This window comes from Enterocloster sp. (assembly GCF_057861365.1).
Map to the genome: position 1 here is coordinate 82,915 of NZ_DBMACH010000010.1, position 16,330 is coordinate 99,244.

Genomic DNA, 16,330 nt, shown 5'->3' on the forward strand with positions numbered 1-16,330 from the left:
TGAGTGACCTATGTCGGGCAGATAAGGAGGAGTTACATGAAAAAACATCCATTGGGACAAAACCCTGATTTCCGGAAGCTTTTTCAGCAGCTGAATGGACAGTACAGCGGTAAAAAGCCGGAAGACGGGCAGGGGGAGAAGGACGGGACGCCGGAGCCGGAGCGCTTTGATTCCAACGGCAACCCGGTAAAAAAGAAGAAAAAAAGACGCCGTTTTGCCAGAGGGGGAAAGGTGGCAGCTGCGGCTGTTATACTGATCCTTCTGGGTACGAACAGCTACTATATTCTGGATGAAGAAAATTATGCAGTTGTCAGTACGCTGGGAAGTGCCCAGGCAGTATCTCAGGCAGGGCTTCATTTTAAAATCCCATTTATCCAGAATGTGCGCCGGGTATCCAAGGGCATTAAGGGAATGCCGATTGGCTATGACCCTGAGACCGGAACGAGTGATGAATCTGAATCTATCATGATCACCAAGGATTTTAACTTTGTAAACACGGATTTCTATTTGGAATATATGGTAAATGACCCGGTCAAATATCTCTACGCATCCTCAGAGCCTGTTGCCACCTTAAAAATGCTGGCCCAGTCCTATATCCGCGATACGGTGGGAACCCACAATGTAGACGATGTAATTACCACAGGAAAATCTGAAATCCAATCAGAAATCAAGGAAAAACTTACAAACCGTATGATGGAAGAGGATATCGGTCTTGCAGTGGTAAATATTACCATTCAGGACGCCTTTCCTCCTACCACAGAGGTACTGAATGCCTTTAAAAACGTGGAAAATGCCAAGCAGGGAAAGGAAACTGCCATCAATAATGCCAATAAGGACCGAAATGAAAAAATTCCTCAGGCAGAAGCTCAGTGCGACCAGATTATAAAGGATGCAGAGGCAGAACGGGAAGCCCGTATCAATGAGGCCCAGGGCCAGGTGTCGCGATTTGAACAGATGTATGCGGAATATACCAAATATCCTCTGATCACAAGACAGCGTATGTTTTATGAGACTATGGAAGAGGTTCTGCCTCATATGAAGCTTTATATTGTAGATGAAAGCGGGACTCAGAAGCTGCTGCCCCTGGATCGTTTTGCAGAAGCCATGGAACAGCAGGCAGCCTCCGGCCAGCCATCCGGAGAGATCACCATAGAGGAGGCGCAGGAATGAAAAAAGTCGGTATCATAGCAGGTTTTGCTGCGGCTGCTGCTGCGGTTTTACTGGGAGCGTCCTTAGTGGTGACCTATCCCAACGAGTATAAGCTGATCCGCCAGTTCGGCGAGATCGTCCGGGTAGTGGAAACTCCGGGAGTGAGCTTAAAGGTGCCTTTTCTTCAGACAGGGACTTCCATTCCAAAGTCCCTTCAGATCTATGACATCCCCCAGTCGGATGTAATTACAAAGGATAAAAAGACCATGATCGCCGATGCTTTTGTACTGTGGAAGATCTCTGACCCGGTGCTCTTTACCAGACATTTAAACGGACAGGTAGCTCAGGCCCAGTCCCGTATTGCGGCTTCTGTTTTTTCCACCATGAAATCTGTCATTTCCAACATGGATCAGGCCGAGATCATTGAAAACAGAGACGGAAAGCTGGCTCTTGATATCAGCAGCGGAATTGGAGATTCTCTGGACGGCTATGGCATTCAGGTAATGGCGGTAGAAACCAAGTCTTTAGATATGCCGGATGACAATAAGCAGTCTGTTTACGACCGTATGATCTCTGAGCGGAACAACATTGCCGCTTCCTATACGGCTCAGGGAAATTCCTCTGCCCAGAAGATTAAAAATGACACCACAAAAGAGGTGTCTGTGATGAAATCCAAGGCGGCCGCTGAGGCGGAACGCATCCGTGCAGAAGGAGAAGCTCAGTATATGCAGATTTTATCTAATGCCTATAATGACGCCAGCAAGGCAGATTTTTACAATTTTGTCCGCTCTCTGGATGCGGCAAAGGCGTCTCTTACGAGCGGAAATAATACGCTGATCCTTGATAAGACTTCACCCATTGCCCAGATCTTTTACGGGTACTGATTTTGAGGGCAGGATAGGAAAGAAACAGATGCAAACGAGCGGACATGGGAAACTGTGTCTGCTCTTTTTAGAAAATTCCAAAAAAACCTTGTATTACAGCTCATTTCATATTATACTTGTTTGGAATGAAAATTGCTTAATTACAGGAGTTTTTCCATGAGAGTTATCGCAGGCAGTGCCAGAAGGCTGCTTTTAAAAACAATAGAAGGTCTGGACACACGTCCAACTACAGACCGGATCAAAGAGACACTTTTTAATATGCTCCAGCCCCAGATTCCCGGATGCTTTTTTCTGGATCTTTTTTCCGGAAGCGGTGCCATCGGGATTGAAGCCTTAAGCAGAGGAGCCAGAAAGGCAGTCTTTATTGAAAATAATCCAAAAGCGGTGGAGTGTATCCGCGAAAATCTGAGCCGTACCCACCTGGAAGAGGGGGCTCTTGTTTTGGAATCTGACGTAATTGCAGGACTTAAGCGGCTGGAAGGAAGAAATTATCGTTTTGACCTGATTTTTATGGATCCGCCCTATGGAATGGAACTTGAAAAACGGGTTCTGGAGTATCTTTCGAGTTCACCGATGGTAACAGAGGATACACAGATCATAATAGAAGCGTCCAAAGAAACGGATTTTGGCTGGTTAGAGGAAGCTGGTTACCATATGACAAAAGAAAAAATATACAAGACCAACAAGCATATCTTTGCTGGCAAGGGAGAATAAATGAAAATTGCAGTATATCCAGGAAGCTTCGATCCGGTCACTCTGGGTCATTTGGATATTATTAAGCGTACCGCATCCATGTTTGATAAGGTAATTATCGGAGTATTAAATAATCGGGCAAAATCGCCCCTGTTTACGGCCAGAGAGCGGGTAGAGTTGTTAGAGGAAGTGACAGGAGATATTCCCAATGTGGAAGTTCAGGCGTTCCATGGCCTTCTGATCGACTTTGTCCGCCAAAATGATGCCAAGGTGATCGTAAGAGGTCTTCGCGCCATCACGGATTTTGAATATGAGCTTCAGATGGCCCAGACAAACAGGGTCATTGCCCCTGAGATCGATACCATATTTTTGACGACCAACCTGAAATACTCCTATTTAAGTTCCAGCATTGTGAAGGAAATCGCGGAGTATGACGGTGATATCAGCGGCTTTCTCCATCCGGCCACAGCCAGACGAGTAAGAGAAAAGCTGGAAGAGATAAAAAAAGTACAGGGATGAAGGAGATCGTAATATGAGCAGAATTGAACAGTTGATAAGCGAGATTGAAGAATATATTGACAGCTGCAAGTCTCAGGCGCTGTCCAAAAGCAAGATCATTGTGAACAAAGAGGAGATGGAGGAGCTTTTGGTAGAGCTTCGTATGCGGATCCCGGATGAAATCACAAAGTATCAGAAGATCATCAGTCAGCAGCAGACCATCTTAAATGACGCCAGATCCCAGTCCGACGCCATGCTTTCTGAGGCAAAGGCTCAGGCAGACGCCATGATCGCCCAGGCGACAGAGCAGGCAAATTCCATGGTAAGCCAGGCTTCAGAGGAGGCAAACTCCATGGTAGCTCAGGCTAATGAGCAGACGACAGAGATGATCAATGAGCATGAGATCATGCAGCGGGCCTACAGCCATGCGGAGGAGGTTATTTCACAGGCCAATATCCAGGCTCAGGCAATCGTAGATGCCGCAGTGAATGACGCCAATAATATCCGACAGGGCTCCATTCAGTATACGGATGATATGCTCCGCAGCCTGCAGACCATTCTTAACCACACCATGGACAACGCAAAGGGGCGTTTTGACGCATTTATGAGTTCCATGCAGTCCAGCTATGATATTGTTTCTGCCAACCGCAATGAGCTGTCCGGAGGGATTGTGAAAGAGGAGAATGCAGAGGCTGCGGCCGCTGTGGAGAATCAGGAAACACAGGCTGATTAAATACCGATCTGCAGGCTTTGATTTATGAAAAAGCACAGAGCAAAGGCCGCGCAGGAAAGGACGCTGTGGAAAAACTTCCACAGAATATAGTGCCGGATAGACAGTCCGGCACTTTTTAGTACACTTTTTGTCTGAAAGATTCCGGAAATCCCACCAAAAGCTCCGGCTGCTGTGATAAGAAGGGCTCCAGCAAAGCCGGGAACAGAGCCTGAGATCGCCTGGATGCCTGTAGTGATTTCTACCGCGCCTAAGAGGGCGCATCTTAGCGTAAGAGGGAGAAGGGAATCTGGAAGTGCACTCAGATACAAAGCCAAAATGGAAAAAATCATAATATAAAGGCCGATTTTCTCCATGGTTTCCAGACAGTCCATTAAGTGGGCGTCAAAGGAAACGCGTGTATGCTCCGATTTATAGTTATCCTGTCTGCAAAGAGACGCTTCCTGATTCAGATGATAACATTTTTTTGCCAGAAAAGAAACCGGAAGTATGGGCAGATACAAAGCGGTGAGAAAGATCCAGGGCGGACAGGCATTTGAAGAAGAAAAAAGGGATGCGGCCTGAACGCAGATATAACCCAGGATAAACATGGGGCTGGGGTGGTTGCTGACGGCAAGAAGCGTTCTGGCTTCATTAAGTTCAATCCGTCCTTCTTCCAGGAAACGGCTGTCCATCCGTGCTCCCATGGGGTATCCGCATAGAAGGCCCGTGATAAAGACAAAGCTTCCCGGCTGGGACAGGCCCATAAAACGGGATAAAAAAGGGAAAAGGGGCTTTGTGAGCAGGGGAACGCCGTTTAGGGCCACGATCATGCCGGAGCAGATCATAAAGGGCAGAAGGGTGGGAAGAACCACATCCGCCCAGAGAAGAAGCCCATTTCTGGCTCCTGTGAGGGCCAGAGCCGGGCAGGCAAGAAGAAGGATGAGGCAGAAGACTGCCCCCAAACCGCCGAGGGAGTGTTTCATGAAGAACCTTAGAGGGTGGGAGTTTTGTATCAGTATATGGAAGAAGTACAGTAATATAACCAATATGGAAAAACATTGAAAGGTCAAAAAGATGACAGATGTGAAAATGCTCCCAAAAGACTTTCTTGCCGGGATGAAAGAACTTTTGGGAAAGGAATACGACCAGTATATAAAAAGCTATGAGGAAGAATGGAAACCGGGACTGAGAGTGAACACGCTTAAGCTTTCTCCTGAGGAATTTTTAGAATTTTCTCCCTGGAAACTTTCTCCAGTCCCTTGGACGAAAAATGGGTTTTATTATGACAGCCAGGATCGGCCATCCAGACATCCTGCCTATTTTGCAGGGCTGTACTACCTTCAGGAACCCAGCGCCATGACGCCGGCGGCCATGCTTCCAGTGGAGCCGGGAGATAAGGTATTGGATGTATGTGCGGCTCCGGGAGGAAAGAGTACGGAGCTGGCGGCAAAGCTTAAGGGAGAGGGCCTTCTGGTATCAAATGATATCAGCTATTCCAGGGCAAGAGCCCTGCTTAAAAATCTGGAATTAACAGGAGCTGCCAATATTGCAGTGGTCAGCGAGGACCCGGAAAAGCTGGCAGAGGTCTGGCCGGAATTTTTTGATAAAATTTTAGTAGATGCTCCCTGTTCCGGCGAGGGGATGTTCCGGCGGGATGATGACATGGTAAAAGACTGGACCAGCAGAGGTCCTGAATATTACAGCCCCATCCAGCGCCGGATCTTAGAGCAGGCCGTGGCTATGCTGAAACCGGGCGGTATGCTTCTTTACTCTACCTGCACCTTTTCAAGGCTGGAGGATGAGGATAATGTAAACTTTCTTTTAGAATCGCACCCGGAAATGGAGCTGGTGCCTTTCAATCTTGCCTCTGTACCCGGATCCGCAGACGGCATAGGACTGAACGGCTGTATGCGCCTTTTTCCCCACCGGATGAAGGGGGAAGGCCATTTTCTGGCGCTTTTAAGAAAAAAGAGTGAAGGATCAAAAAAGATACCAACCCCGGTCGGTCATCCTGCCAAACCAGGAGAACGTCATCCCAACAGAGCCGAAAGCAGAAAGATCCAGGGCAAAAAGTCTTCGGCTTCTGAGGATACAGGCCTTCGGGAGCTGGAAGCATTTTTACGTTCATGCAGGATTTCCTGGGAAAAGGAACGTATGTTCATCCATCAGGAACATGTATACTATCTGCCCTGCGGACTGGAAACGGGCTTGCCTTTACGTTTTCTGCGCACCGGCCTGCTGATCGGAGAACTGAAGAAGGGCCGTTTTGAGCCCTCACAGGCACTGGCAATGGCGCTGCGCATAGAGGAATATCCAGTGGTTTTAAATCTTTCTGAGGAAGATGAGCGTGTGGCGCGCTACCTGAAAGGGGAAACGATCAGCCTGCTGCCGGAGGAAGGCCCCATAAAAGGCTGGTGCCTGGTGGCCTATAGAGGTTTCCCACTAGGCTGGGCCAAGGGAAACAATATGACACTGAAAAATAAATACTATCCCGGCTGGCGTTTACAGTAACTGTGAAGCTGCCAGCGGCGGATAAGAAAAACAGGAGTAAAATCCATATGGCAGAGAAGAAAAAACAGAATACCGGACAGATGCGTCTGGATAAATTTCTCACAGAAATGGGAAAGGGAAGCCGCAGCCAGGTAAAGGAGTTTGCGAGAAAGGGCCGGATCCAGGTCAATGGACAGACCGTAAAGGCAGCAGATATAAAGGTAAATCCGGAAAAGGATGAGATTTTCCTTGACGGTGTGCCGGTAAGCTATGCCCGGATGGAGTATTTTATGTTAAATAAGCCTCAGGGGACCGTATCTGCCACAGAGGATGTCCGTTATCCTACTGTAGTAAGCCTGATCGGGGATGCCCTCAGGGGAGATCTCTTTCCGGTTGGACGGTTGGATCTGGATACAGAAGGCCTGCTCTTGATTACCAATGACGGAGCATTGGCCCATGGACTGCTTTCCCCGAAAAAACATGTGGATAAGGTCTATCTGGCTTATATCGAGGGAACTCTCCCTAAAGATGCCGCAGAACAGATGAAGAATGGCGTGATTTTAGAGGATGGAGTAAAGACCCGACCGGCAGAGCTTATCTGTTTAAGCAGAGAAGAGGGGGAACAGCGTTTGGGACGTGCGCCGGAGACAGCCTTTGCAGAAGCGGCTCCTGTGACCCTGACCATCCATGAGGGGAAATTCCATCAGGTAAAGCGGATGTTTGAAGCTCTGGGCTGCAGGGTCGTATTTTTAAAGCGGCTGTCCATGGGAACGCTTTGTCTGGATCCGGCGCTTTTGCCGGGAGAATACAGGCCGCTTACCCAAAAGGAACTGGCCGGTCTGAAAGGAGAAATATCAGAAATATGATACTGGATCACATAAAAGCAGTCATTTTCGACCTGGATGGAACACTGGTAGACTCCATGTGGATGTGGGAGGATATTGACATCGAATATCTGGGACGGTACGGCCTGTCCTGCCCGGAGGATCTGCAGAAAGCCATTGAAGGCATGAGCTTTACAGAGACGGCTGTTTATTTTAAGGAGCGCTTCGGACTTCCTGACTCTATAGAAGAAATCAAGGAAGCCTGGATTGCCATGTCTCTGGAAAAATATGAAAAGGAAGTTCCTCTAAAACCGGGAGCACGGGAATTTCTGGAGGAGCTTGCAGCCAGAGGGATTCCCGCAGGCATTGCCACCAGCAACGGCAGAGAAATGGTATCCGCTGTATTAAAATCCCTTGATATGGAAAAATATTTCCGTGAGGTGGTAACGGCCTGTGAGGTACCCTTTGGAAAACCGGCTCCAGATATCTATCTGGAGGTAGCGAAACGGCTGGGAGCAAAGCAGGAGGACTGTCTGGTGTTTGAGGATGTTCCGGCTGGAATCATGGCTGGAAAGAGAGCCGGGATGACGGTGTACGCAGTGGAAGATACATTTTCCAAAGCCATGCGGAAAGAAAAGGAAGCTCTGGCAGACGGCTTTATCTGTGATTTTAGAGAGCTTTTATAAGGAGCAGAGCGTATGATACATGATTATTTGCCGGTTACCCGGCAGGATATGGAAACAAGAGGCTGGGATCAGTGTGATTTTGTCTATGTGACAGGTGACGCCTATGTAGATCACCCTTCCTTTGGAACCGCCATTATTTCAAGGCTTTTGGAGGCCCACGGCTACCGTGTGGGGATCATTTCCCAGCCGGACTGGAAAACAAAGGAAAGTATACAGACATTCGGACGCCCCAGGCTGGGCTTTTTAGTTTCTGCGGGAAATATGGACTCCATGGTGAACCATTATTCCGTATCGAAAAAGCGCCGGAAAGAGGATGCCTATACTCCGGGAGGCGTCATGGGAAAACGGCCGGATTATGCGGTTGTGGTTTACTGCAACCTGATCCGCTCCGTCTACAAGGATGTTCCTATTATCGCCGGAGGCATTGAAGCCAGCCTGCGCCGTCTGGCCCACTATGACTACTGGTCCAACCGGTTAAAGCGCTCGATCCTTTTAGACGCCCAGGCGGATCTTATTTCCTATGGAATGGGAGAGCACTCCATCATAGAGATAGCAGATGCCTTAGACAGCGGTCTGGATGTGAAGGATATTACCTTTATTGACGGTACGGTTTATAAGACAAAGCAGCTGGAAAATGTCTATGACTACAAGCTTCTGCCGGATTATGAGGAGCTTGTCCGTGATAAAAAAAGGTATGCGGAAAGCTTTTTTATCCAGTACAGCAATACAGATCCATTTTCTGGAAAACGTCTGGTGGAGCCCTATGACGGGAAACTTTTTGTGGTGCAGAATCCGCCTTCAAAGCCCCTTACGAAGCAGGAGATGGATGACGTCTATGCTCTGCCGTATATGAGAAGCTATCACCCCTCTTATGAGGCTCTTGGCGGTGTTCCGGCTATCCGTGAGATCAAGTTCAGCCTCATCAGCAACCGGGGCTGCTTTGGCGCCTGCAGTTTCTGCGCCCTTACCTTCCATCAGGGACGGATCATTCAGGCCAGAAGCCATGAATCCTTAGTGGAAGAGGCAAAGCGTTTGACAGAAGAGCCTGATTTTAAGGGCTATATCCATGATGTAGGCGGGCCTACGGCTAATTTCCGTTTCCCGGCCTGTGAAAAGCAGCTTACGAAGGGAGCCTGTCCCTCAAAGCAGTGCCTGTTTCCTGAGCCATGTAAAAATCTGAAAGCAGATCATTCCGATTATGTGGCCCTTTTGAGGAAGCTGCGGGCTATTCCGAAGGTGAAAAAGGTATTTATCCGTTCCGGGATCCGTTTTGACTACCTGCTAGCGGACACCAGCAGAAAATTTTTAAAGGAGCTGTGCGAATACCACGTAAGCGGACAGTTAAAAGTAGCTCCGGAGCACGTTTCTGATGCTGTGTTAAACCGTATGGGAAAGCCGAAAAATGCGGTCTACCGCAGGTTTGTCAAGGAATATAAGGAGATGAATGAGCGTCTGGGAAAGGATCAGTATCTGGTTCCCTATCTGATGTCCTCCCACCCCGGTTCTACCATGAAGGAAGCGGTGGAGCTGGCAGAATATCTGCGGGATCTGGGCTATATGCCGGAGCAGGTACAGGACTTTTACCCCACGCCCTCTACTATTTCCACCTGTATGTACTATACCGGCTATGACTGCCGTACCATGGAAAAAGTCTATGTGCCGGTCAATCCACATGAAAAAGCCATGCAGAGGGCGCTGATCCAGTACCGCGACCCGAAAAACTACGATCTTGTGACAGAGGCGCTGCGGATTGCCGGAAGGACGGATCTGATCGGCTATGATAAGAAGTGTCTGGTGCGTCCGGGTGGAACGAAGGACTACAGGAGCAAAAACAGTTCCGGCGGATCAAAGGGAGGAAAGGGAACAAACAGCCGGCCTGTCCAGAAAACAGACAAAGGCCAGCCGTCAGGAAAGAAGAAAGCCATTCGCAATATCCATAAAAAGAAGGGAAGGTAGGGCTTATTATGATGATTGCTGTAGTGACAGGAGCCACCTCAGGAATGGGGAGAGAATGCGCCATTCAACTGTGGGAGCAGTTTAAAGGCCTGGATGAGATTTGGGCCATAGGACGCAGAAAGGAGCGTCTGGAGCAGTTAAAGGATTTCATCGGTATTCCTGTACGCACCTTTGAGCTGGATCTTACAGAAGAAAAAGACCTTGAACGATTAAAGGCAGCTCTTACGCAGGCCGGGCCTCAGGTAAAATTTCTTGTAAATGCCGCCGGTTTTGGAAAGATTGGCGGTGTAAGGGAACTTTCTGTATCAGACCAGACAGGAATGGCAGAGCTTAACTGCACGGCCCTTACGGCAGTTACGTCTATGGTTCTTCCCTTTATGCCAAATAACAGCCGGATCCTCCAGTTTGCCTCCAGCGCCGCCTTTCTGCCACAGCCGGGCTTTGCGGTCTATGCGGCGACAAAAGCCTACGTACTAAGCTATAGCAGAGCCTTAAACCGGGAATTAAAAGATCGGGGGATTTCTGTAACAGCCATCTGCCCCGGACCTGTGAAAACGGAATTTTTTGATATTGCCCAGACAACAGGTGAAATCCCCCTTTATAAGCAGTTTGTGATGGCAAAGCCGGACCGGGTGGTAAAAAAAGCCATCCGGGATAGTGTATCCAGACGTGAGCTTTCTGTTTATGGCTGGACCATGAAGGCTTTCTATCTGCTTACAAAGCTATTGCCCCACCGCCTGATCCTGGATGTAATGGAACGGATCGAATACGCGCCAAAGGGCAGCCGGTGGGAATCCTAAATCAGGATATAAGGAGAAAAAGACCATGCAGGAATTGAAGGTCACGGCAAATGAGGCCGGACAGCGGTTAGATAAGCTTTTAACCAAATATCTGAATCAGGCAGGAAAAGGCTTTTTATATAAAATGATGCGTAAAAAAAACATTACGCTGAACGGAAAGAAGTGTGAGGGAGTCGAGAGACTGGAGGAAGGAGATGTGATCCGCCTGTTTCTGGCGGATGAGACGATTGCTAAATTTTCCCAGATCACAGCCGATCTATCCTTCGCCCCGTCTGCATCAAAAGTCCCTCAGGCTTTAACAACCCCGCAGACGTTGAACGGTCGGCCGGTATCAGAAAGCAGCACGGTCTGCTGCAAAAAGACGGGAAAGGAAAACAGCGCCCAGGCAGTAAAGCTGGATATCATCTATGAGGACAGTCATATTTTGATCGTCAACAAGCCCTCCGGCATGCTTTCTCAGAAAGCAAAAGAGAGTGATATTTCCCTAAATGAACATATCTTAAACTACCTCATCCAGTCCGGCCATCTGCCGGTTGAGCAGCTGCGTACCTTTAAGCCCTCTATCTGCAACCGTCTGGACCGGAATACCAGCGGACTTGTGGCGGCAGGCGTATCACTGGCAGGACTCCAGGGGATGAACCGCATATTCAAAGACAGGAGCATCCACAAATATTATCAGTGCCTGGTTAAAGGAGAGGTGAAAGAAAAACAGCTGATCACAGGCTTTTTAAAGAAGGATGAAGCTTCCAACAAAGTAGAGATCCATTCAAAGCAGACAGCAGACAGCGTACCCATTATGACGGAGTATGTTCCCCTTAAATCAAACGGAAAAGTGACCCTTTTGCAGGTAACGCTGATTACCGGGCGCAGCCATCAGATCCGGGCCCATTTAGCCTCCATCGGCCATCCTATTTTAGGTGATTTTAAGTATGGTGACAGAAGGGTCAATGAACGTGTGCGGTCAAACTACAAAATCACCTCCCAGATGCTTCATTCCTTCCGTCTGGTTATGCCTGAAGATCTTCCTGCGCCTCTTCATTATCTTGGCAAAAAGGAGTTTTCAGCGCCTCTTCCCGAGTCATTTTTAAGAGTTATGAAAGGCGAAGGACTGGCATAAGCAAGGCTGGAAACAGCCTCTTCCGTGCTTGACAGAATATCACCTTTGGGGTATGCTTATTTATTATAAACTCCGGTTTTTAACTGGAGATGAGAGGATAAAATACAATGGGAAAAATCATATTAACCGGCGACCGTCCTACAGGCCGCCTTCATGTTGGACATTATGTAGGCTCATTAAAACGCAGAGTGGAACTGCAGAATTCCGGTCAGTTTGATGAAATATATATTATGATCGCAGACGCTCAGGCATTGACAGACAATGCAGATAATCCGGAAAAAGTACGCCAGAATATCATCGAAGTAGCCCTTGATTACCTGGCCTGCGGTCTGGATCCTGAGAAGTCTACTCTGTTTATCCAGTCCCAGATCCCTGAGCTCTGTGAGATGACCTTCTACTATATGGATCTTGTGACGGTTTCCCGTCTCCAGAGAAATCCTACGGTAAAATCTGAGATTCAGATGCGCAACTTTGAAACAAGCATTCCGGTTGGCTTTTTCACCTATCCCATCAGCCAGGCTGCGGACATTACTGCCTTTAAGGCGACGACCGTGCCGGTAGGAGAGGACCAGGCGCCCATGATCGAGCAGACCAGAGAGATCGTCCATAAATTCAACTCCGTCTATGACGGAAGTCTGGTAGAGCCTGAGATTCTTCTTCCAGACAATAAGGCATGTCTGCGTCTGCCGGGAATCGACGGAAAGGCAAAAATGAGCAAGTCCCTTGGAAACTGCATTTACCTGTCTGATTCTGAGGAGGAGATTAAAAAGAAGATCATGTCCATGTATACCGATCCCAACCACTTAAGAGTTCAGGATCCGGGACAGGTGGAAGGGAATCCTGTATTTATCTATCTGGATGCTTTCTGTACGGACGCTCACTTTGAAAAGTATCTGCCGGAGTACAAAAATCTGGATGAGTTAAAGGCTCATTACATGAGAGGCGGACTGGGAGACGTAAAAGTTAAGAAATTTTTAAACAATGTGATCCAGGATGAGCTTCGCCCCATCCGTGAGCGCAGAAAAGAGTTTGCAAAGGATATTCCCGCTGTATACAGGATCCTGGAAGAGGGAAGCATCAAAGCTGAGAAAAAGGCAGCAGAAACACTGGCAGAGATGAAGCGCGCCATGAAGATCAATTACTTTGAGGACAAGGAACTGATCGCAGAGCAGGCAGCCAGATTTAAGAGCGAGTCAGAAGCATAAATGAAACGTGTGCCGTCAGGCGCACCACAGTCAAACAGGAGCACATCCGGCTGCAAAAAGCCTGATATGCTCCTGTTTTGTTGTTTCTTGCGGATCACATATTACATTTTGATCAAGGTGTATTCCCTGCTTCCCAGTCCGATCTTTTCCGCATGCTCTAAGCAGCTTTTCCACTCGGATTCAGGAGTGGAATTGCGGAAATGGTCATGGTGATCCACAAAATCCTTCTTTGCCATATTTCTTGCCAGCTGGCTTCCGGGCATGGGAGCGGCTGCCAGACAGGCGTCCACGCAGGCCTGGTCTAAGGCCAGAGGATCAAAGGATGCGAACATGCCGATATTTGGAAGGATCGGGATATCATTTTCACCATGGCAGTCACAGTTGGGGGATACATCCACGATCAGGGAAATATGGAAGTTTGGCCGTCCGTCGATTACAGCTTTGGTGTATTCAGCCATGCGGCAGTTGAGAAGGGCATTGGCCGCGTTGTCATTAAAGGCAATGGCGTCAAAGTTGCAGGCTCCCAGACAGCGTCCGCAGCCTACGCAGCCGTCCAGATTGACCTCCATCTTGCGGGTGTCTTCATTGAAGATAAGGCCATTGTTGGCACATTCCTTCTGGCATTTGCGGCAGCCTCTGCAAAGCTCAGGGGTAATATGGGGTTTTCCGCTGCTGTGCTGTTCGGTCTTTCCGGCTCTGGAGCCGCAGCCCATACCGATATTTTTGATAGCGCCTCCAAATCCTGTAGATTCGTGGCCTTTAAAATGGGTCAGGCTGATAAATACGTCCGCATCCATCACTGCCCGTCCGATCTTTGCAGCTTTTACATATTCGCCGCCTTCTACCGGCACATCTACATCATCGGTTCCCTTAAGGCCGTCTCCGATAATGATGGGACATCCCACGGTCAAAGGAGTAAAGCCGTTTTCCCATGCGCACTCCATATGCTCCAGGGCATTTTTTCTGCTGCCTGGATACATGGTATTACAGTCTGTAAGGAAGGGCTTTCCACCCAGCTCTTTTACTACATCAACAACGGCCCTGGCATAATTGGGACGCAGGTAGCTGATATTTCCCAGCTCTCCGAAATGCATCTTGATCGCAACAAATTTTCCATCCAGATCCAGGTTTTCAATCCCAGCCTTTTTGATCAGCTTTTTTAACTTGGTAGGAAGACTGTCGCCAAAGGCAATTGTGTGAAAATCTGTGAAATAAACGTTTGACGGATTCATTGGTTCACCTCGTAATCATTTGCTTTTTATGTAAGGGTTTACAGTTCCTTTTTTATTATAAAACAAAGGGGGGAAAATGGCAATGATGGGATTTTGTGGTTCGTTGAGTTTCTTATGGTTTCATGATACAATACTTATGGAAATAAAGGAGATGATATAAGATGGGAACCTGGAACACCAGAGGCCTTCGGGGCTCTACCCTTGAGGATTTGATTAACCGCACCAATGACAGCTACAGGGAGAAAAAGCTTGCCCTGATACAGAAAATACCCACGCCCATCACACCGATCCAGATTGATAAGTCCAGCCGGCACATCACTCTGGCTTATTTTGACCAGAAGAGTACCGTGGACTATATCGGAGCGGTTCAGGGGATTCCCGTATGCTTTGATGCCAAGGAATGCAGTGCATCTACTTTTCCTCTGCAGAACATCCATGCTCACCAGATCCGTTTTATGGAGGAGTTTGAGGCTCAGGGGGGGATTGCCTTTATTGTTCTGTACTATACGGGGATGGATGAGATATATTATGTGCCTTTCCGTACCATAAAGCACTTTTGGGACCGGATGGAAGCCGGAGGGCGCAAGAGCTTTACCTATGATGAAATTGACCATTCCTGGCGGATCCGAGCTCACAGGGATATGCTGGTGCATTATCTGGAAATGATCGCAAGGGATCTGGAGCTGAGAGAGGGTTTGGAGGATGCAGAGACGTAAGCTAAAGCGGATTGGACAGGATAGGGTTCCTGTGATATACTTATTTACAGTTTTAGAAACTGAACTTTGTGAAAATGGTACATTTAAGGAGGAAACACAATGGTACAGAATCGATCACAGGTAACAGAGCGCTTTCTGCGCTATGCAGCCGTAGACACCCAGTCTGCGGATGATATGGAGCAGATGCCAAGTACAGAAAAGCAAAGGGTTTTAGGCCATATGCTGGCAGAGGAACTGAAAGAGCTGGGCGTATCGGATGTGCGGGAGGACGAAAATGGCTATGTATACGGCGTGATCCCCTCAAATCTGGAGGAAGGCCATCAGGCACCTGCTCTGGGTTTTATTTCCCATATGGATACAGCGCCTGCATTTTCAGGCACAAACGTAAAGCCTCAGATTATTGAAAATTACGATGGAGAGGATATCTGTTTAAATAAGGACGCCTCCATCTGGCTTTCCGCAAATGACTTTCCGGAAATGAAAAATTATAAGGGAAAGACGCTTATCACCACTGACGGCACCACCCTTTTAGGGGCAGATGATAAGGCGGGTGTGGCAGAGATCATGACCATGGCAGCCTGGTTTTTATCCCATCCGGAGGAAAAGCATGGCAAGATCTGTATCGCCTTTACCCCGGATGAAGAGGTTGGACGGGGCGCTGACCGCTTTGATGTAAATGGCTTTGGAGCAGATGTGGCCTACACCGTAGACGGCGGAGCGATCGGAGAACTGGAATATGAGAATTTTAATGCGGCATCCGGGCGGGTAAAGATCCATGGAGCCAGCATCCATCCCGGCAGCGCTAAGGGAAAGATGAAAAACGCCCTTTTAATGGGAATGGAATTTCAGTCCCTGCTGCCGGTCTTTGAAAATCCCATGTATACAGAGGAGTATGAAGGCTTCTTCCATCTGGACCGGATGGAGGGCAGTGTAGAGGAGGCTTCTCTGGAATACATTATCCGTGACCACAATAAGCAGAAATTTGAGGATAAAAAGGAACTGTTTAAGGAAGCAGCTGCCTATCTGAACAAAAAATACGGCTCTGGTTCTATAGAGGTACAGGTAAAAGATTCCTACTACAACATGAAAGAGAAGATCGAGCCCTATATGTACCTGATCGACGAGGCAAAGGCAGCTATGGAAGAGCTGGGTATCACTCCGGTGATCGTACCCATCCGCGGCGGCACAGACGGAGCAAGGCTTTCCTATATGGGCCTTCCCTGCCCCAACCTGTGTACCGGAGGCCACAATTTCCATGGGAAGTATGAGTATATCTGTGCAGAATCTATGGAAACCATTACAGAGCTTCTGATCCGGATTGCAAAGCGATTCGGGGAAATGGATCGATAAAAACAAATGCGTCCCTTC

16 protein-coding genes are annotated in these 16,330 nt (G+C 48.2%); 14 read left to right on the forward strand and 2 right to left on the reverse strand.

The genetic code is table 11. The features are described 5' to 3' along the window. Nucleotides 1-36 precede the first annotated feature (36 nt). From hflK to ACZM6M_RS11910, 5 genes are all read left to right on the forward strand, one after another. Nucleotides 37-1,170, forward strand: coding sequence for an FtsH protease activity modulator HflK (gene hflK / locus ACZM6M_RS11890; protein WP_418496216.1), 1,134 nt, complete (start codon nt 37-39; stop codon nt 1,168-1,170). Next, on the forward strand, nt 1,167-2,033 hold the full coding sequence (gene hflC / locus ACZM6M_RS11895; RefSeq protein ID WP_066548293.1) for a protease modulator HflC: 867 nt from the start codon (nt 1,167-1,169) through the stop codon (nt 2,031-2,033). Before hflK ends, hflC begins: the two co-directional genes overlap by 4 nt. Nucleotides 2,034-2,189: 156 nt before the next feature. Then, complete coding sequence (gene rsmD / locus ACZM6M_RS11900) at nt 2,190-2,747, forward strand: 16S rRNA (guanine(966)-N(2))-methyltransferase RsmD (RefSeq protein WP_418496218.1); 558 nt, start codon at nt 2,190-2,192, stop codon at nt 2,745-2,747. Next, nucleotides 2,748-3,245, forward strand: coding sequence for a pantetheine-phosphate adenylyltransferase (coaD, locus tag ACZM6M_RS11905; RefSeq protein ID WP_066548300.1), 498 nt, complete (start codon nt 2,748-2,750; stop codon nt 3,243-3,245). A gap of 13 nt (nt 3,246-3,258) precedes the next feature. Then, nucleotides 3,259-3,957: a vacuolar family H+-ATPase subunit H gene (locus tag ACZM6M_RS11910; protein WP_066548303.1), complete on the forward strand. Its 699-nt coding sequence runs from the start codon at nt 3,259-3,261 to the stop codon at nt 3,955-3,957. Here ACZM6M_RS11910 and ACZM6M_RS11915 read toward each other — a convergent pair. Then, a complete protein-coding gene (locus ACZM6M_RS11915) occupies nt 3,954-4,919 on the reverse strand; it encodes a nucleoside recognition protein (RefSeq protein WP_066548307.1) in 966 nt (321 codons plus the stop codon). The genes ACZM6M_RS11910 and ACZM6M_RS11915 overlap by 4 nt on opposite strands. 91 nt (nt 4,920-5,010) lie before the next feature. Between ACZM6M_RS11915 and ACZM6M_RS11920 the strand changes: the two genes are divergently transcribed. The 7 genes from ACZM6M_RS11920 (at nt 5,011) to trpS (ending at nt 13,014) form a co-directional block, all read left to right on the forward strand. After that, the gene (locus ACZM6M_RS11920) at nt 5,011-6,447 is read left to right on the forward strand and encodes an RsmB/NOP family class I SAM-dependent RNA methyltransferase (RefSeq protein WP_337933582.1); all 1,437 of its coding nucleotides are present in this window, start codon (nt 5,011-5,013) and stop codon (nt 6,445-6,447) included. Nucleotides 6,448-6,494: 47 nt separating this feature from the next. Further along, entirely contained in the window at nt 6,495-7,292 is a 798-nt protein-coding gene (locus ACZM6M_RS11925) for a pseudouridine synthase (RefSeq protein ID WP_418494266.1), read from the forward strand. Beyond that, entirely contained in the window at nt 7,289-7,936 is a 648-nt protein-coding gene (locus tag ACZM6M_RS11930) for an HAD family hydrolase (RefSeq protein WP_066548319.1), read from the forward strand. The genes ACZM6M_RS11925 and ACZM6M_RS11930 overlap by 4 nt, the downstream gene beginning before the upstream one ends. 12 nt (nt 7,937-7,948) lie before the next feature. Further along, nucleotides 7,949-9,892, forward strand: a complete 1,944-nt coding sequence (locus ACZM6M_RS11935; RefSeq protein ID WP_337434053.1) for a YgiQ family radical SAM protein — start codon at nt 7,949-7,951, stop codon at nt 9,890-9,892. A gap of 8 nt (nt 9,893-9,900) precedes the next feature. After that, nucleotides 9,901-10,692: an SDR family NAD(P)-dependent oxidoreductase gene (locus tag ACZM6M_RS11940; RefSeq protein ID WP_418494265.1), complete on the forward strand. Its 792-nt coding sequence runs from the start codon at nt 9,901-9,903 to the stop codon at nt 10,690-10,692. Nucleotides 10,693-10,717: 25 nt separating this feature from the next. Then, on the forward strand, nt 10,718-11,809 hold the full coding sequence (locus ACZM6M_RS11945; protein ID WP_418494264.1) for an RluA family pseudouridine synthase: 1,092 nt from the start codon (nt 10,718-10,720) through the stop codon (nt 11,807-11,809). Nucleotides 11,810-11,916: 107 nt separating this feature from the next. Further along, entirely contained in the window at nt 11,917-13,014 is a 1,098-nt protein-coding gene (gene trpS / locus ACZM6M_RS11950) for a tryptophan--tRNA ligase (protein ID WP_066548335.1), read from the forward strand. 101 nt (nt 13,015-13,115) lie between these two features. On the opposite strand, the gene ACZM6M_RS11955 is transcribed toward trpS, so the two are convergent. Continuing rightward, complete coding sequence (locus tag ACZM6M_RS11955; RefSeq protein WP_066548337.1) at nt 13,116-14,246, reverse strand: DUF362 domain-containing protein; 1,131 nt, start codon at nt 14,244-14,246, stop codon at nt 13,116-13,118. A gap of 161 nt (nt 14,247-14,407) precedes the next feature. Between ACZM6M_RS11955 and ACZM6M_RS11960 the strand changes: the two genes are divergently transcribed. Beyond that, nucleotides 14,408-14,962 carry a Holliday junction resolvase RecU gene (locus ACZM6M_RS11960; protein WP_337434524.1) on the forward strand — a complete coding sequence of 185 codons (555 nt, stop codon included), beginning with the start codon at nt 14,408-14,410 and terminating at the stop codon, nt 14,960-14,962. A 99-nt stretch (nt 14,963-15,061) separates the two neighbouring features. After that, nucleotides 15,062-16,312: a peptidase T gene (gene pepT / locus ACZM6M_RS11965; RefSeq protein WP_337434523.1), complete on the forward strand. Its 1,251-nt coding sequence runs from the start codon at nt 15,062-15,064 to the stop codon at nt 16,310-16,312. The last annotated feature ends 18 nt before the right edge of the window (nt 16,313-16,330 follow it).